12 protein-coding genes are annotated in these 18,359 nt (G+C 64.8%); 5 read left to right on the forward strand and 7 right to left on the reverse strand.

What is annotated here, in order from left to right:
- Window positions 1-422: 422 nt before the first annotated feature.
- Window positions 423-1,832, reverse strand: coding sequence for a hypothetical protein (locus tag B447_RS08780; RefSeq protein ID WP_037982605.1), 1,410 nt, complete (start codon window positions 1,830-1,832; stop codon window positions 423-425).
- Between the two features lie 283 nt (window positions 1,833-2,115).
- On the opposite strand from B447_RS08780, the gene B447_RS08785 reads away from it, so the two are divergent.
- Window positions 2,116-2,910 (forward strand): thymidylate synthase, encoded by a 795-nt coding sequence (locus tag B447_RS08785; RefSeq protein WP_002938856.1) that lies wholly within the window; start codon window positions 2,116-2,118, stop codon window positions 2,908-2,910.
- A complete protein-coding gene (locus tag B447_RS08790; RefSeq protein ID WP_002931755.1) occupies window positions 2,907-3,407 on the forward strand; it encodes a dihydrofolate reductase in 501 nt (166 codons plus the stop codon). The genes B447_RS08785 and B447_RS08790 overlap by 4 nt, the downstream gene beginning before the upstream one ends.
- Before the next feature lie 68 nt (window positions 3,408-3,475).
- Here the strand turns inward: B447_RS08790 and B447_RS08795 are convergent, their stop codons facing one another.
- The 3 genes from B447_RS08795 to apbC form a co-directional block, all read right to left on the reverse strand.
- Complete coding sequence (locus B447_RS08795; RefSeq protein WP_002938858.1) at window positions 3,476-5,719, reverse strand: arginine/lysine/ornithine decarboxylase; 2,244 nt, start codon at window positions 5,717-5,719, stop codon at window positions 3,476-3,478.
- A 149-nt stretch (window positions 5,720-5,868) separates the two neighbouring features.
- Window positions 5,869-6,435: a dCTP deaminase gene (dcd, locus tag B447_RS08800; protein ID WP_002931753.1), complete on the reverse strand. Its 567-nt coding sequence runs from the start codon at window positions 6,433-6,435 to the stop codon at window positions 5,869-5,871.
- A gap of 130 nt (window positions 6,436-6,565) precedes the next feature.
- Entirely contained in the window at window positions 6,566-7,657 is a 1,092-nt protein-coding gene (gene apbC, locus B447_RS08805; RefSeq protein WP_002938859.1) for an iron-sulfur cluster carrier protein ApbC, read from the reverse strand.
- Window positions 7,658-7,804: 147 nt separating this feature from the next.
- Here apbC and B447_RS08810 point away from each other — a divergent pair, with 147 nt between their 5' ends.
- From B447_RS08810 to B447_RS08820, 3 genes are all read left to right on the forward strand, one after another.
- Window positions 7,805-8,392, forward strand: a complete 588-nt coding sequence (locus tag B447_RS08810; RefSeq protein ID WP_002938860.1) for an OmpA family protein — start codon at window positions 7,805-7,807, stop codon at window positions 8,390-8,392.
- Window positions 8,393-8,473: 81 nt separating this feature from the next.
- Window positions 8,474-10,651, forward strand: a complete 2,178-nt coding sequence (gene metG / locus B447_RS08815; protein ID WP_002938861.1) for a methionine--tRNA ligase — start codon at window positions 8,474-8,476, stop codon at window positions 10,649-10,651.
- A 135-nt stretch (window positions 10,652-10,786) separates the two neighbouring features.
- Window positions 10,787-12,478, forward strand: a complete 1,692-nt coding sequence (locus tag B447_RS08820; RefSeq protein WP_002938863.1) for a SulP family inorganic anion transporter — start codon at window positions 10,787-10,789, stop codon at window positions 12,476-12,478.
- Between the two features lie 18 nt (window positions 12,479-12,496).
- On the opposite strand, the gene dnaE is transcribed toward B447_RS08820, so the two are convergent.
- Genes dnaE through B447_RS08835 form a run of 3 tightly spaced genes read right to left on the reverse strand, consistent with a single transcriptional unit; the run spans window position 12,497 to window position 18,280 of the window.
- Window positions 12,497-16,024 (reverse strand): DNA polymerase III subunit alpha, encoded by a 3,528-nt coding sequence (gene dnaE / locus B447_RS08825; protein WP_002938865.1) that lies wholly within the window; start codon window positions 16,022-16,024, stop codon window positions 12,497-12,499.
- A 37-nt stretch (window positions 16,025-16,061) separates the two neighbouring features.
- Window positions 16,062-17,036 (reverse strand): quinone oxidoreductase family protein, encoded by a 975-nt coding sequence (locus B447_RS08830; protein ID WP_002931739.1) that lies wholly within the window; start codon window positions 17,034-17,036, stop codon window positions 16,062-16,064.
- Between the two features lie 56 nt (window positions 17,037-17,092).
- Window positions 17,093-18,280 (reverse strand): phospholipase A, encoded by a 1,188-nt coding sequence (locus B447_RS08835; RefSeq protein WP_232431596.1) that lies wholly within the window; start codon window positions 18,278-18,280, stop codon window positions 17,093-17,095.
- Window positions 18,281-18,359: the final 79 nt, after the last annotated feature.

Genomic DNA, 18,359 nt, shown 5'->3' on the forward strand with positions numbered 1-18,359 from the left:
ACCAAAACGACCGAAGCCGCTTTCGACCACAACCACCAAGCACCCACACTTATCGGTTGTTCAATTTTTTAAAGAGCGCTGCATTCGCTGCAGCAGAGAAATGAGATTATGATCAGCTTCAAACTCACTGTCAAGCATTTCGTGAATCTTTTTTTACCGCCGCCCGGCTGCGCCGAACAAAGATCCACCAAACACCCACCTCACCTCCCAACTCCACCGCCGCCTGCACTTCCGAAGAAACTGCTGCAGCGCTGAAGAGGTGCGCATTATAGACACCCAATCCAGACCGTCAAGAAAAATAACGATCAAGGTTTTAAATGGATGCATGAACCCGAACTTCAGCAAGGTAGCGAGCCTGGGCATCCAATCACGACCGGCGCCGCTCAGTCGATGCCTGCTCGAACACCAAGGGCGGATGACTATCAGCCAACCTGAAACACTTGCAGCCGGTAACCTCGAGCGTCACCAAACGGCGAGGGCTGCTCCCCAAGCAAGCGTAGTTTGAGCACCCCCCCACCGTGCTTCATGAACACGGTCTCCGTGCCCACTACTTCTTCCGGGCCCAGCAGCAGGCGCACAGCCTCCCCGCGCGCAGGTTGATCGCACAGCAGCGCCTCAATTGAGAGCCGACCATCATCCAGTACAACCAGCACTGGATGACGTGACACCAGCTCAAGTCCGAGGCGGGCATGATCGGGCCACATCTGAAGGCGCCTGACGACGGCGAGTTGCCAGCCCTCGCCATCGGTGAAGCGGACTCCAAGCAACTCACCGACGTCGGGCCAAGCACCAGAGGGGTCGCTTGCGGCCCTTATCTGCAGGCCGCTGCGACTGAGGTCGCAGACCCGCCAGACTCTCGCGAGCTGCCGCACCTCACCAGCAAGCACCTGACGCAACTCCATCAGTCCGCGTGTGATCTCTACCGTAGCATCCTGCGCATAACGCTTGCGCAAGCGAACCGGGGGCGTCCTGGACCACTGATTGCGCAGCCTCCTTACGGTCTCCAGCATCAGCTCACGGGGAAGCTTGCCAAAAACGAGCGGCACGTTACCTTCAGCGAGCTGCCGCTCGAAACCGACCAGCAGCTCGTCGGCCCCCCAGGGAGCAAAACACAGCTGACTGACAGCGCCAGTCGAATACCGCCGCTGCGGTGCGCCCCCGGCACCGAGGTCTATCACGTACTGGGGCGCCCCCGATACGGCAGAGCCAAGAGACAGGAAAGGTACGCAGGTATCGACGAGATGGACCATGGCGAGCGCTCGATCCAGCTCCAGCTGATCAAGACCAACGCTGTGGTAGGCAACAGCACGCAGAAACTCTCGCGCCACCCCGGGCACGTCGCCCACGATCAGGCCTGCGTCCGCGCTGACGGTTTCAACGAGCAAGCCTGACAGGCGCTGCCAGAGCACCTCGTCCGGACTGAAGCGATCGCAGGCCGACCACTTGATGGCCTCTACGAGACTGCCGGCAAGACGCAGACGAACGGTTCCGTTCCCCGCCGCTGCCAACGCCTCCGGTGATATGCACCAGTAGGCATCGCAGACAGCCATTGATGCGTCACGAACACCGGCAAGCCACCGCCCCCACCAATTTGCACCGCGACTCGGGTCGCGCTCGACACCACGCGCCACCGAGAGCGGCGCTGCGCGCTCGATAGCCGTACGCAACGCATCGTCAAAGGCGGATGCCACCGAGAAGCCGGCGGCCTCGGCTCGCGGACTACCAGGCTTGTAGAGGGCACGCAGGGTGGCTGTGGCTGCCTCCAGCCCAGCGACAGGATTACCTCCACCCGCCAACACCCCGGCAGGCGTGAAATCGAGCGTCGCTGCCATATTATCCACCCCTGCCCCCCAGATCGCGGCGGCTCGTACGCGGACAGCCTCCGGCTTCGCGCAAGTCGGACCTGCGCATATTTCATATCGTCGAGCTTAGCACAATGTTCGCCCTGCACGCCGCTCGGCGCCTGGACTTGCGCCCCGTCGCCAGGGCATCCGCACGCCGCGCGCGGGAGGCCCTATCATCACTCCGCCGCAGGCCCACCGGGACACACCGACACGGATCGCTGGCGACGTTTTCATTGCGGGCTAAAATCACGCTTTTACACGAGATGAAGCGATGCAACAGTACCTGGATCTGATGCGGCATGTGCTCGAGCACGGTGATGCAAAAACTGACCGCACTGGGACAGGCACCCTGTCCGTGTTCGGTTGGCAGATGCGATTTGATCTGCGCGCCGGCTTTCCATTGGTCACGACCAAGAAGCTCCATACGCGCTCGATCATTCACGAACTGCTGTGGTTCCTGCAAGGCGATACCAACATTCGCTACCTGAAGGAGAATGGGGTGTCGATCTGGGACGAGTGGGCAGCGCCCGATGGTGAGCTTGGCCCGGTGTACGGCAAGCAATGGCGCCGGTGGGAGACAGCAGACGGTCGCAGCATCGACCAGATCGCCCGCCTGGTGGAGGGCATCCGGCGCAACCCCGACTCCCGCCGCCACATCGTGTCCGCGTGGAACCCAGGCGAGGTCGACAACATGGCACTGCCGCCCTGCCACGCCCTTTTTCAGTTCTACGTCGCGAACGGCAAACTGTCTTGCCAGTTGTATCAGCGCAGTGCGGACATCTTCCTCGGCGTGCCCTTCAATATTGCTTCCTACGCCTTGCTGACCCACATGGTTGCACAGGCGTGCGAACTCGAAGTCGCCGATTTTGTCTGGACGGGTGGAGATTGCCATCTCTACATGAATCACCTCGAACAGGCTCGCGAGCAGCTCAGCCGCACGCCGCGTGCCTTGCCGCGGCTCGTACTCAACCCGCAGGTGAAAGACATCCTGGCGTTCCGCTTCGAGGACTTCGCCCTCGATGGTTACGACCCCCACCCGCACATCAAGGCCCCTGTTGCCGTATGAATGACAATACCCCCGAGATCGTGATCGTCGCAGCAGTCGCCCGCAACGGGGTGATCGGGCGCGACAACGGACTGCCCTGGCGCCTCAAGGCTGACCTGCAGCATTTCCGCACCCTGACCATGGGACACCCCATCCTGATGGGCCGCAACACGTGGACGTCCCTGGGACGCCCGCTGCCCGGACGGCGCAACATGGTGGTCACCCGCGACCCCGCGTTTACCGCGGACGGCGCCGAAGTCTTCCATGACCCTCAAGCCGCCATTGCAGCCGCAGCCGGCGCCAGCACCTTGTTCGTGATTGGTGGCGCTCAGCTCTACAACACCCTGCTCAGGCAGGCCGACCGCATGGTGTTGACCGAGGTGTGGGCAGACGTTGACGGCGACGCGCACTTCCCGATGCTGGACCGCTCGCAGTTCATCGAATTGCGTCGCGACGCACGCACGGCCGATACCGACAACGAATACGACTTCGACTTCGTCGAATACCAGCGCTGCTGAGCCAGCGAAGAAAATGAAAAAAGGGCCGCTCAGCGGCCCTTTTTCACGTGTTGCGGCTACGAGCGCGCTCAGTCGGCAACGCAGTCGACGTGGTAGCGCCCATCTTCGCCCTTCACGAGACCATGGATATCAGTCTCAAAGCCAGGGAAGCGGGCATTGAAATCGCGCGCGAACTTGAGGTAGCGCACAATCGTGGCGTTGAAGCGCTCGCCCGGGATGAGCAGCGGAATACCCGGCGGATAAGGGGTTACCAGCATCGCGGTGACCCGACCCTCGAGCTCGTCCAGAGCCACGCGCTCGATCTCACGGTGAGCCATCTTCGCAAAGGCATTGGCAGGCTTCATTGCCGGCACCATGTCCGACAAGTACATCTCCGTGGTCAGGCGCGCGACATCATGCGCCTTGTAGAAGCTGTGGATCTGGTCGCAGAGATCCTTCAGGCCCACGCGCTCGTAGCGCGGGTGCTTGGCGATGAACTCGGGCATCACCCGCCATAGCGGCTGGTTGCGGTCGTAGTCGTCCTTGAACTGCTGCAACTCCGTCACCATGGTGTTCCAGCGACCCTTGGTGATACCGATGGTGAACATGATGAAGAAGGAATAGAGCCCGGTCTTCTCGACAATGATGCCGTGCTCGGCGAGATACTTGGTGACGATCGCCGCCGGAATGCCCGTATGCTCGGCGAAGTCTCCGTCCATGTTGAGGCCCGGCGTGATGATCGTGGCCTTGATCGGGTCAAGGATGTTGAAGCCATCGGCCAGGTCTCCGAAACCATGCCAGCGCTCGCCCGCCTTAAGGGTCCAGTCTTCACGCGTACCGATACCCTCTTCGGCCAGGAACTCCGGCCCCCACACCTTGAACCACCAGTCGTCATCGCCGAACTCGGCGTCGACCTTGCGCATTGCGCGGCGGAACTCGACAGCCTCCGACAGCGACTCATTGACCAGCGCCGGCCCGCCAGGCGCCTCCATCATCGCCGCAGCGACGTCGCAGGACGCGATGATCGCGTACTGTGGCGAGGTCGAGGTATGCATCAGGTAGGCCTCGTTGAAGATGTCGCGATCGAGCTTGCGCGTCTGCGAGTCCTGCACCAGGATCTGCGAGGCCTGGCTCAGGCCGGCCAGCAGCTTGTGCGTGGATTGGGTCGAGAACACCATCGACTCGCGGCAGCGCGGACGATCGGCGCCGATGGCGTGGTAATCGCCGTAGAAATCGTGGAACGCCGCATGGGGCAGCCAGGCTTCGTCGAAGTGCAGCGTATCGATCTCGCCGTCGAGCATGTCCTTGATCGTCTCGACGTTGTACACCACGCCGTCATAGGTCGACTGGGTGATGGTGAGGATACGCGGCTTCTTGCTCTTGGCTTCACGTGCGAAAGGGTTCGCCTCGATCTTCTTCTGGATATTCTCGACCGAGAACTCCTCGAGCGGAATCGGTCCGATGATGCCGTAATGGTTGCGCGTCGGCGTCAGGAACACCGGTACCGCGCCGGTCATGATGATCGAGTGGAGGATGGACTTGTGGCAGTTGCGGTCCACCACGACGATGTCGCCGGGCGCGACCGTGGTGTGCCACACCATCTTGTTCGAGGTCGATGTGCCGTTGGTGACGAAGTACAGGTGATCGCAGTTGAAGATGCGCGCCGCGTTGCGCTCCGAGGCCGCCACCGGGCCGGTGTGGTCGAGCAGTTGGCCGAGTTCGTCGACCGCATTGCACACGTCCGCGCGCAGCATGTTCTCGCCGAAGAACTGGTGGAACATCTGCCCCACCGGGCTCTTGAGGAAGGCGACGCCGCCCGAGTGCCCCGGGCAGTGCCATGAATACGAGCTGTCGGCCGCGTAGTGCGTGAGCGCGCGGAAGAACGGCGGCGCCAGCGAATCGAGGTAGTTCTTCGCCTCGCGCACCACGTAGCGAGCGATGAACTCCGGCGTATCTTCGAACATGTGGATGAAGCCGTGCATCTCGCGCAGTACATCGTTGGGGATGTGCCGCGTGGTGCGCGTCTCGCCGTGCAGGAAGATCGGGATGTCCGCATTGCGGAAGCGAATCTCGACCACGAATGCGCGCAGATCGGCAATCGCCTTGGCCGAGGCCTCGGGCGAAGAGAACTCCTCGTCGTCGATCGACAGAATGAACGTCGATCCGCGGCTCTGCTGCTGGGCAAACGAAGTCAGGTCGCCGTAGCTGGTGACGCCCAGCACCTCCATGCCCTCTTCCTCGATCGCCTTGGCAAGCGCGCGGATCCCCAGTCCGGACGTATTCTCCGAGCGGAAATCCTCGTCGATGATGATGATGGGGAAATGGAATTTCATCCTGGTCCTCTCCTGCGGGGTCCTTGCGGGACGGACAAAACAGGCAATTTACTCGTCGAGCGTTGCCTGCACGTTACCGAAAGTGGTTCGAGAAAGCACAAGGGGCCGTCAGGCGGCCCCGTTCATGCAGTGGTGGCACACGCCAGCGCTCAGATCTTGGGCAGGGTCACGCCAGTCTGTCCGAGGTACTTGCCACCCCGGTCCTTGTAGGACGTTTCACACACGTCGTCCGACTCGAAGAAGAGCATCTGCGCAACGCCTTCGTTGGCGTAGATCTTGGCCGGCAGCGGCGTGGTATTGGAGAACTCGAGCGTCACATGGCCCTCCCACTCCGGCTCGAGCGGGGTGACGTTGACGATGATGCCGCAGCGCGCGTAGGTGCTCTTGCCCAGGCACACCGTCAGCACGCTGCGCGGAATGCGGAAGTACTCGACCGTACGCGCCAGCGCAAAGGAATTCGGCGGGATGATGCACACGTCGCCAGTGAAATCGACGAAGTTGCGCGCGTCGAAATCCTTCGGATCGACGATGGTCGAGTTGATGTTGGTGAAGATCTTGAATTCGTTGGCCACACGCACGTCGTAGCCATAGCTTGACGTGCCGTAGGAGACGATGCGGCCGCTGTCGTTGCTGCGCACCAACTCCGGCGCGAACGGCTCGATCATGCCGGCCTCGTCGGCCATGCGGCGGATCCACTTGTCGGACTTGATGGACATCGGCGCGTTTCCAGTGCGGCCCCGGGGGCCGGTTTCAAAGCGCGTGAGTGTAGGGCAAGCGCGCGCCGCAGGAAAGGGCATCGCGCGCGAGCTGCCCTCCTGCAGCATCCCGCACGCCCGGCCCGTGAACTCAGCTGTTCTTGACCACGATGTTAGGGAACTTGTGGGTCATGTCCTTGGCCTTCTCTGCAATACGCACCGCGACCTTGCGCGCGATCTGCTTGTAGAGCGCAGCAATGCGGCCGTCCGGATCGGCCACCACGGTGGGGGCACCGCTATCGGCCTCGGAGCGGATCTGGATGTCGAGCGGCAAGGCGCCAAGGAAAGGGGTGTCGAAATCGGCACACATCTTCTCGCCCCCGCCCTGCCCGAAGATGTGCTCCTCGTGGCCGCACTTCGAACAGATGTGGATGCTCATGTTCTCGACCACGCCGAGGATGGGCACCCCCACCTTCTCGAACATCTTCACCCCCTTGCGTGCGTCGAGCAAGGCGATGTCCTGCGGCGTGGTGACGATCACAGCCCCGGTTACGGGCACGCTCTGCGACAGCGTGAGCTGGATGTCTCCGGTACCCGGCGGCATGTCGATGACGAGATAGTCGAGGTCGTGCCAGGCGGTGTCCTTGAGCAACTGGTTGAGGGCCTGCGTTGCCATCGGGCCGCGCCACACCATCGGCGTATCCTGCTCGATCAGGAAGCCGATCGACATCGCCTGCAAGCCGTAGGCCTCGAGCGGGATCATGGTCTTGCCATCGTCCGACACCGGACGCTGGTCACCGATGCCCAGCATCTGGGGCTGCGATGGCCCATAGATGTCGGCATCGAGGATACCCACGCGCGCGCCCTCGGCCGCCAGCGCCAATGCCAGGTTGACCGCCGTCGTGCTCTTGCCGACACCGCCCTTGCCCGAAGCCACTGCGATGATGTTGCGCACGCCCGGCAGCAGCTTTACCCCCTGCTGCACTGCATGGGCCACCACCTTGCTGCTGACGCGCGCTTCTACGCTGGTCACGCCGGGCAACCTGGCCAGCGCATCCGCGAGCAAGGCCCGGATCGGCTCATGCTGACTCTTCGCCGGATACCCCAGTTCGACGTCGAAGCGAACGCTGCCGCCCTCGACCACCAGATTGCGGATGCTGCGCCCGGTAATGAAATCCTTGCCCGTGTTCGGGTCGATCAGCTGGCGGAGGGCTTCGGTTACGGTTTCCTGATCAAGACTCATCGCGTTTTCCTTGATAATCCGGGATCGCCGAACATTGGCGAAATCCGCCGCATCATACCGGAGCGCAACGTTTCGCTCATCCGCGACGGCAGCAGGGTTTCCCCCTGCTGCGAGCGCTCCCTTCAGACTCGACCACACACCCTAGCCATGATGAAAGCACGCCCCCCCAAACCGTCATGCCTCGCCCTGCTTCCCCTGGCTCTTCTGGCCGCCTGCGCAACCCCCGGCCTCGCACCCGGCGACGAGGCCGGCAGCGACCCTGTGCACAAGCATGCCTTGGTACGGCCGGCCACTGCAGCGCCGGACTGGCAGGCACTGCGCACCGAACTGGGCACGGTGGCCAGCACGCTGCCCGCCATTCAGATCGGCCCCATCGACGCTGCAGGCATCAACCTGCAGATCCCTGTCGCGGACGGCTTCACTTCGGGCAGCACCGAGATCCGCCCCTCGCTCGCACACGTGCTCGACACCCTCGCCCCCGTCCTCGCCGAGAACCTCAACGTGCTGGTGAAGGTCATCGGCCACACCGACAGCCAGGGCAGCGAGATGGTCAATCTGCGCTTGTCGATCGCGCGCGCGGAGGCCGTCGTCGAACACCTGCGCCAGCGCGGCATCGGGCTCGAGCGTCTGCAGGCCGACGGCCGCGGCGAGGCCGACCCGCTCACCAGCAACGCCACCGAAGAGGGACGCATGCGCAACCGCCGAGTCGAACTGCTGCTGCGCCAGTTGCCCTGATCTCCTGCGCGCCGCGCCGCGAACCATACGTCGGCGGCTGCGTTTGATAAACTCGGCGTCTTTAATCTGCGCACGCCCAACATGTCCCGCAAGCTCCTCGTCACCAACGCCCTGCCCTACGCCAACGGCGACATCCACCTCGGCCACCTGGTGGGTTACATCCAGGCCGACATCTGGGTGCGCTACCAGCGCATGCGCGGCCATGCGGTGCACTACGTCTGTGCGGACGACACCCATGGCACGCCGGTCATGCTGCGCGCCGAAAAGGAAGGCCTGACCCCCGAGCAGCTCATCGACCGCGTGCACGGCGAGCACCTGCGCGACTTCACCGCCTTTGGCGTCGCCTTCGACAACTACCACTCCACGCACAGCGCCGAGAACCGCTTCTACGCCGAGGACATCTACGGCAAGCTCAAGACCGGCGGCCTCATCGACACGCGCTCGATCGAGCAGTACTACGACCCGGTCAAGGAGATGTTCCTGCCCGACCGCTTCATCAAGGGCGAGTGCCCCAAATGCGGTGCCGCCGACCAGTACGGCGACAACTGCGAAGCCTGCGGCGCGGCCTACGCCCCCACCGAACTCAAGAACCCCTACTCCGCGGTATCCGGCGCCAAGCCGGTGCTGAAGACCTCGGAGCACTACTTCTTCCGCCTCTCGGACGAGCGCGCGGTCGCCTTCCTGCGCGAATGGACGCGCGGCACCAACACCGCCGGTGAGCGCCGCCTGCAGGCGGAGGCCGCCAACAAGATGAAGGAGTGGCTCGGCGAAGCTGGCGAAAACAAGCTTTCCGACTGGGACATCTCGCGCGACGCGCCCTACTTCGGCTTCGAGATCCCGGGCGCGCCGGGCAAGTACTTCTACGTCTGGCTGGACGCGCCGATCGGCTACCTCGCCAGCTTCCGCAACCTCGCCGAGAAGCGCGCCGCCACGGGCGAGACGATTGCGGTCGAGGATTACACCGACGCCTCCCGCGCCGCCGTGGCCGGCACCGAGATGGTGCACTTCATCGGCAAGGACATCCTCTATTTCCACGCCCTGTTCTGGCCGGCAATGCTGAAGTTCGCCGGCTATGCCACCCCCAGCCAGTTGTGCGTCAACGGCTTTCTCACCGTCGACGGCGCCAAGATGAGCAAGAGCCGCGGCACCTTCATCACCGCGCACTCCTACATCGCTCAGAAGCTCAACCCCGAGTGGCTGCGCTACTACTTCGCCGGCAAGTCCAACGGCACCATGGAAGACGTCGACCTCAACCTCGACGACATGATCGCCAAGGTCAATTCCGACCTCGTCGGCAAGTTCGTGAATATCGCCAGCCGCTGCGCCGGCTTCATCGGCAAGCGCTTCGGTGGCAAGCTGGGCGAAGTCGATGCCGCCGCCTGTGCCGAGTTCGCAGCGGCCTGGACCGAGGGTCGCATCGCCGCCGCCTATGACGAGCGCGACTACAGCCGCGCGCTGCGCGAGATCATGCGCCTGGCCGATGTCGCCAATCAGTACGTCAACGACCACAAGCCGTGGGAGCTCGCCAAGCAGGAAGGCCAGGAGGCCCGCCTGCACGCCGTGTGCAGCACCGCGCTGACCATGTTCCGCGACCTCACCCGCTACCTCAAGCCGGTGCTGCCGGCGCTGGCCGCGCAGGTCGAGGCCTTCCTCGCCATCCCGGCGATGGACTGGCGGGGCGACTGGGCGGCGCTGCCCGCCGGCCACGCCATCCAGGCCTATAGCCACCTGATGACCCGCGTCGAGCGCAAGCAGATCGATGCCCTGCTCGAGGCCAACCGCGAGTCGCTCGCACCTGCCGCGGCGCCGGCCAAGGACGCTGCGGTAGCCAAGGCTGCGTCCTCACAACAGCGCCACGCCGAGAAGCAGCAACACGCTGCGCAGTCAGCCGAGACACCCTCGGCCCACATCTCGATCGATGACTTCACCAAGGTCGACCTGCGCATCGCAAAGATCGTCAACGCAGAGCATGTCGAGGGTGCGGACAAGCTGATCCGCCTCTCGCTCGACATCGGCGAGACGGATGAGGCCGGCAACCCCAAGCCGCGCCAGGTCTTCGCTGGCATCAAGTCGGCCTACGATCCCGCCTCGCTGGTCGGGCGCATGACGGTGATGGTCGCCAACCTGGCACCGCGCAAGATGAAGTTCGGCATGAGCGAGGGCATGGTGCTGGCGGCCTCGGACACCGACGGCAGCACCCCAGGGCTCTTCATCCTGTCGCCTGACGCCGGCGCCCTGCCTGGCATGAAGGTCAAGTAAGGCGCCGACTTCATGCCGCTCACGCCCTCGAAACGCTGGATGGTCCTGCATCACGCAGGTCGAGGGCGGCTGTCTCCCTAGCGCCGCCCGTCGGGCGGTGCTGCAAGCTTCGTCCAGACCTGCACCGGAGACAGCATGAAGATCCAGTTCCGCCCCAAACTCCTCGACACCCTGCCCGGCTATGGCCGCAGCGGCCTCGCCGGGGATATCTCCGCCGGCATCACCGTCGGCGTGCTCGCCCTGCCGCTGGCGATGGCCTTCGCCATTGCCTCGGGCATGTCGCCCACGGCCGGCATCTGGACGGCGATCGTCGCCGGCCTGCTCATCTCCTTGCTGGGTGGCTCGAAGGTTCAGATCGGCGGCCCCACCGGCGCCTTCATCCCCATCATCTACGCCATCGTCGTCGACCACGGCGTGCAGAACCTGCTCATCGCCACCATGATGTCGGGCGTGCTGCTGTTCGCCATGGGTGCGCTGCGCCTGGGCAACATGATCCGCTTCATCCCGCTGTCGGTCGTCATCGGCTTCACCAACGGCATCGCGGTGGTCATCTTCATCTCGCAGATCAAGGACTTCCTCGGCCTGCAGGTCGGCAATCTGCCGGGGGAGTTCTTCGCCAAGATGGCGGCGCTGTGGCGCGCGCTGCCGAGCATCGACCCTGCCACTGTAGCCGTCGCCACCGCCTCGCTCGTCATTCTGGTGGGCTGGAACCGGCAGGCTGCACGCACTGCCTGGATGCGCCGCCTGCCCGGCCCACTGGCAGTGCTGATCGTCATGACGGCAGTCAATGCCCTGTTCGCCCTGCCGGTCGACACCATCGGCAGCCGCTTCGGCGGCATTCCGCAGGAGATCCCCAGCTTCGGCCTGCCCGAACTCAGCCTGGGCACGCTGGGCAAGCTGATCACACCGGCACTCACCATTGCGCTACTCGGCGCCATCGAGTCGCTGCTGTCGGCCCGCGTTGCCGACAGCCAGATCGACGACCGCCACGACCCCAATCAGGAGTTGATGGCACAAGGCATCGCCAACGTCGCCGCGCCGCTGTTCGGCGGCTTCGCCGCCACCGGCGCCATCGCGCGCACCGCCACCAATATCCGCAGCGGCGGCCGCACCCCGATCGCAGGCGTGATCCATGCCGGCGTGCTGCTGGCGATCGTGCTCGCACTCGCCCCCCTGGCCAGCCACATCCCGCTCGCCACGTTGTCGGCCATCGTAGTGGTGGTCGCCATCAACATGGGCGAATGGCACGCCTTCGCACCTGGCGAACTGACACGCTACTCGCTGCAGTACCGCACCATCCTGCTCGGCACCTTCTTCATCACCGTGCTGTTCGACCTCACGCTGGCAGTCGAGATCGGGATGGTGCTGGCGAGCCTGTTCTTCATCTACCGGATGTCGGATCTCACCCGTATCGAGCGCGTGGCACTCGAGGACTACTACGGTGCAGGTGCAGTCGAACGTAAAGACGGTACGCCACGCATTCTCGCCTACAAGATGTTCGGCAGCCTGTTCTTCGGCGCCGCCAACAAGCTCGAGAACCTGCTGCTGATGCAGGATGGACATCCCGACGTGGTCATTCTGGACATGGACAAGGTCATCAGCATCGACACCACCGGCCTGGACATCCTGCAGACCCTGCATCGCAACCTCGGCAAACGCGGCGCCTACCTGGTGCTCTGCGGCCTGAACGCGCAGCCGGGCTCGCTGGTTTTCCGCTCGGGCTTCCTGGACCAGCTTGGCGACGGAAACGTCACCGACAACCTCACCGCAGCGCTGATCCGTGCCCAGCAACTCAGCGGCAAGGAACCGGAGCTGGCCTATGCCTGAACGACGCGGTGGCAATGCTCACGCCGGGTAAACCACCTCGACGGCCTCGGGTGGCAGCCACTCGCGCAGACTCTCGAGCAAGGCGTCCTCGAGCCTGACGCGCCACGCCTCGCCCAAGGGCAGTTCGGCCTCGGCCGCAGCATTGCGGTAACGCACGCGAATCGGACAGCCGCCGTCACGGAAGGGCTCGAGCAGGGTCTGCAGTTTGCCCGCCGCAGCGAGGGGGCCTCCGCTCGCTGCGGCCTCGCCGTTGATGCGCAAAGCCAGCGCGCGCGCGAAGCGGCTGCGCGCCTCGCCAAGCGTGAGCAGGCGGTCGGCGTTGATGCGCAGCCCGCCGGAGAAGTCGTCGTTGCTCACCTTGGCCTCGACCACCAGCACCTCGTCGGTGACGATCTTGCCGCGGCTGGCCTCCAGAACCTCGGAGTACACCGTGACCTCGCGCGGCTGGGTGCCATCATCGAGCAGAATGAAGGCCATCTTGCCGCGGTTGCCAACCTTGGTGCGCTGCTCCATCACAACGCCGGCGAGCATGGTGAGGTCGCGCGAGGGCTCGAGCTGGGCCAGCGTGCGGCGGACGAAGCGACGCACCTCGGACTTGAAGGCATTGAATGGGTGGCCGGAGAGGAAGAAGCCGATCGCAAGCTTCTCCTCCTTGAGCCGCTCGCGCTCGGTCCAGGGGCGGATCCTGGCGAACTCGGGCGCCGCACCCGCAGCCTCCGGCATCAGGTCGAAAAGGCCTCCCTGCATGGCGTTGGCCGCCGCCTGCTCGGCAGCTTCCATCGCCAGTGCCACGGTGGCCATCAGCTGGGCGCGGTCCAGGCCCTGGTGGCCTGACAACGTGTCCATTGCGCCAGCGCGGATGAGCGCCTCGATGACGCGGCGGTTCACCATGCGGCGGTCGACGCGCTCGCAGAAATCGAACAGGTCGCGAAAAACACCCGCTTTCTCGCGCGCCGCGAGGATCGCCCGCACCGCTGGCTCACCCACGCCCTTCACCGCACCCAGGCCGTAGCGGATGGTCTTGCGGTCCACCGGCACGAAGCGGTAGTCGGATTCGTTCACGTCCGGCGGCAACACCGCGATGCCGTTGGCGACCGTATCCTCGTAGAAGATCTTGACGGTGTCGGTATTGTCCAGGTCGGACGACATCGTCGCCGCCATGAAGGCGGCGCAGTGGTGCGCCTTGAGCCAGGCAGTGTGGTAGGTGACGACCGCGTAGGCGGCGGTGTGCGACTTGTTGAAGCCGTACTCCGCAAACTTGGTCATGAGGTCGAAGAGCTGCTCGGCGAGCGCCGGGTCGTAGCCCTTGTGCTTGGCGCCCTCGGCAATGGTGGCGCGATGCTTGGCCATCTCATCGGCCTTCTTCTTGCCCATCGCGCGACGCAGCATGTCGGCGCCGCCCAGGGTGTAGCCGCCGATGATCTGCGAGATCTGCATCACCTGTTCCTGGTACACGATGACGCCGTAGGTCGGTTCCAGGCAGGCTTTCAGGTCGGGGTGGAAGTAGTCGATCTCCTGCTGGCCCTTCTTGCGCAGGATGAAGTCATCCACCATGCCCGAGCCGAGCGGACCGGGGCGATAGAGCGCGAGCACCGCGATGATGTCCTCGAAGCGGTCGGGCGCGAGCTTCTTGAGCAGCTTCTTCATGCCGTCCGATTCGACCTGGAAGATCGCCGTGGTGTTGGCGTCCTTCAGGATCTGGTAGGCGGCAGGGTCCTCGAAGCCCAGGCTCATGAGGTCGGGGCGGCTGCCGGTCATGCGCGCGATGTATTCCAGCGCGAGCTCGATGATGGTGAGGTTTCGCAGGCCGAGGAAGTCGAACTTGACCAGGCCGACGGCTTCGACGTCGTCCTTGTCGAACTGGGAAACCGGCGTGGCGTCATCGCCGTCGGCGATGTAGAGCGGGCAGAAGTCGGTGAGCTTGCCGGGCGCGATCAGCACCCCGCCGGCGTGCATGCCGACGTTGCGACTCAAACCCTCAAGCGGCTGCGCCAGCCCCCACAGGGTCTGGATGGCCTCGCCGTCGTTGCCGTCCTTCATCATCTCGCCGATCTGCGGCTCCATCTCGTAGGCTTTGTTCAGCGAGACGGGCTTGGCGCCCTCGATCGGGATCAGCTTGGACAGGCGGTCGCACAGGCCGTAGGGCAGGTCGAGCACGCGGCCGACGTCACGCACCACCGCCTTTGAGGCCATGGTGCCGAAGGTGGCGATCTGGCTGACTGCGTCCTTGCCGTAGCGCTCGCGCACGTACTCGATGACGCGGTAGCGGTTGTCCTGGCAGAAGTCGATGTCGAAGTCGGGCATCGACACCCGCTCCGGGTTCAGGAAGCGCTCGAACAGCAGCGCGTACTCGAGCGGGTCGAGGTCGGTGATGTCGAGCGAATAGGCCACCAGCGAACCCGCGCCCGAGCCGCGGCCCGGGCCCACCGGCACGCCGTTCTTCTTGCCCCAGCGAATGAAGTCGGCAACGATCAGGAAGTAGCCCGGAAAACCCATCTGGATGATGGTGTCGGTCTCGAACTTGAGCCGCTCCTCATAGCGCGGGCGCTGCTTCTCGCGCTCTTCGGGATGGGGGTAGAGCTGGGCGAGGCGCCGCTCGAGGCCGGCCTTGGCCTCGTGGACGAGAAAGTCGTCCAGCGTCATGCCCTCGGGAGTCGGGAACAGCGGCAGGAAGTTCTTGCCCAGCTGTACCGTGAGCGAGCAGCGGCGTGCGATCTCGACCGCGTTCTCGAGCGCCTCGGGGAGGTCGGCGAAGAGCTCGCACATTTCGGCCTGGCTCTTGAGGTACTGCTCCTCGGTGAAGTCGCGCGGCCTGCGCTTGTCGGCGAGCACATAGCCCTGGGCAATGCACACGCGCGCCTCGTGGGCGCGGAAGTCCTCGCGCTTGAGGAACTGCACCGGGTGGGTCGCCACCACCGGCAGGCCGAGCCGCCCGGCGATGTCCACCGCATGGCGTATGTAGGCTTCGGTGCCGGGATGGCCGGCGCGCTGGACCTCGATGTAGAACGCCCCCGGGAAGAGGCGGGCCCAGTCGGCCGCGAGTTGCTCGGCAAGGTCGCGGTTGCCGGCAGCGATGGCGGCGCCGATGTCGCCGCTCATCGCACCTGACAGGCACAACAGTTCGCTCGCCGCACCGCCCTCGAACCACGCACGACGCATCTCGGCACGGCCGCGGTGCTTGTTCTCCAGATAGGCGCGCGTCAGCAGCTCGCACAGCTGACCGTAGCCTGCACGGCTCTTGCAGATGAGCAGCACGCGCTGCGGCTTGTCGCGCTCGGCTTCGTTCTGGATCCAGGCATCTACGCCGATGATCGGCTTGATGCCCTTGCCACGCGCACCCTTGTAGAACTTGACCATGCCGAACAGGTTGGCAAGATCGGACATGCCGAGCGCCGGCATGCCATCGGCCGCGGCGACGGCGATCGCCTGGTCGAGCTGGACGATACCGTCGGTGATCGAGTATTCGGAGTGCAGGCGGAGGTGGACGAAGCGCGGAGCGCTGGGGGCGAGGCTCGACTCGCCCGGGGAACTGGCTGCGGAATTCATGGCGCCAATTCTACCCGACCCGCCCCCTCGCCCGTACTCAGGGCAGCAGCACCGTGGAACCGGTCGTTCTGCGCCCTTCGAGCTCACGATGCGCCTGTGCGGCATCCTTGAGCGCAAAGCGCTGCATGATCTCGATCCGGACCTTGCCGCCGCGCACCACCTCGAACAGCGCTGCTGCACGCTCGAGCAGCTCCTCGCGCGTGGCGATGTAGTCGGGCAGACCGGGGCGGGTCACGAACACCGAGCCCGACTTGTGCAACAGCGCGCAGTCGAACGGCGCAACCGGCCCGGTGGCATTGCCATAACTCACCATGGTACCCCGCCGCTGCAGGCAGGACACCGAGTCGAGGAAGGTGTCGCGTCCGACCGAGTCATAGACCACGGCCACGCCCCTACCTGCGGTCAGTTCGCGCACGCGCTCGGGAAAGCGCTCGCGCGCATAGACGATGACGTGGTCGCAACCAAGTGCCAGCGCGCGCGCCGCCTTGTCGTCATTGCCCACCGTGCCGATCACGGTGGCGCCGAGCAGCTTGGCCCACTGTACGAGGATCGAGCCCACGCCGCCCGCGGCCGCATGTACCAGGATCGTCTCGCCGGCCTTCACCGGGTAGGTCGAATGCAGCAGATAGTGTGCGGTGATCCCCTGCAGCATCATCGCCGCGCCCTGCTCGAAGGAGATGTCATCGGGCAGTGGTACCAGGAAGCGCGCCGGGATGTTGCGCTGCTCGGAATAGGCATCGAGCGGGCCGTTGGTGTAGGCCACGCGGTCGCCTGCCTTCACCTCGGTAACGCCCTCGCCCACCGCCTCGACCACGCCCGCCGCCTCCATGCCCAGACCGGAGGGCAGCGCAAGCGGATAGAGCCCGCTGCGATGATAGGTATCGATGAAGTTGAGTCCAACCGCGTGGTGGCGCAGCCGCACCTCGCCCGCCGCCGGAGGCGGCAACACCACCGCCTCCCACTGCAGGACTTCGGGGCCGCCGGTGCGGTGAAAACGAATCGCGTGGCTCATGCGTGATCTCCTCTTTTTCGTTGCCCGCCCAGATGGGCGGCTCCTCATGGTGGCGCTCAGCGTACCAGCGAAATCCCCAGTCGGTACTGTGGGTCCTTCTTCTCGTCGTACTCGAGCAGGGTCTCGCCGTACCCTCTGTAGGCCTGCAGGTGCACGAATGCGCCCACACCGGAAAACACGCTGCGCCGGATGGGGTAGGACAGGTCGTACTGCGTACCGATCTTGCCGGCAGTCCCGCGCCGGACCAGGGCGGAAAACAGCAAGCCGTCATCGCGCCCGAGACGCAGCGCGAGCTCGCCATGGCCACGGTAGCGAGCGATATCCGGGTTGTCGTCACGATCGAGATAAGTCCACAGCTTTGGCGCCACACCAAGATAGGTGCGTCCGTCGGCAAACAGGTAGCGCCCCTCGGCGCGCAGGAACAGGAGGTCGATACTGCGCGACGGCGTATCCTCCTTGCCGTTCGACTCATGTTCGTAGCCGCCGGACAAGGTCAGCGCGAGGCGATCCTCGGCGTCTGTCGCTGCGACGCTGTAGAACAGCGTTGGCCGGAAGCTCGAGTCGCGAAAGGGCTTGGATTCGGACTGCAGATCCCACAAGGAGGTCTGGGTGAAGCCGAAGTACAGCCCTGTCGCCACCGGGATATTCTCGCCGACGATGCCCTGCTCGGCGAAGATGCGGTACTTGAAGCTGAACTGAAAACGCGCCGACACGGGGTCCCTGCCACCGACCAGGAAGTACATCGGCTCATGGAAGGCGAGGCCCGACGGCTCGACCGGCGGCGTGCCGGCAGCCATCCTGGCAACGGGCGCCATCTGCTCGAGTGCGCCCGCTGGCGAAAGCTCCGCTGCATCGGTGGCGGTCGTTGCGGCGGCGGCCAGCAGCAAACGCGCCTGCGGCTGGTCAGCCAGGGCCAGCGTGACCACGCCATTGACCTCCATCGGCCAGCGCGCAAAGTAGCGCCGCTGGCCCGCAGCCCCTGGAGCCGCGGCCATGGCCACGAGTTCGATCGCGACCTGGGGCGAGCCGCCGGGCAGCTCGATACGCGCCGGCAGCCGATCCGGCCACTGTGCCGAGCTACCCGCCGCGACGACGACGACCTCGAAGCGTTGGCCGGGAACGACTCGTGTGTCGGTCGCCGCGAGCAACCAATCGCCAGCCTGCACGGGTGCCGAGAAGGCAAGCAACAGCGCCGCTCCGACCACACAGAGCGGACGCGACAGAAGATCAGGCAATGCAATCAAGACCGCATGCTCCCTTGAAACGATGTGGGGCAGCCGCTCGCGCGGCCACCCCATGTCATGGGCGACGCCTGCGCCCACA

This window comes from Thauera sp. 27 (assembly GCF_000310125.2).
Classification (GTDB): Bacteria; Pseudomonadota; Gammaproteobacteria; order Burkholderiales; family Rhodocyclaceae; genus Thauera; species Thauera mechernichensis.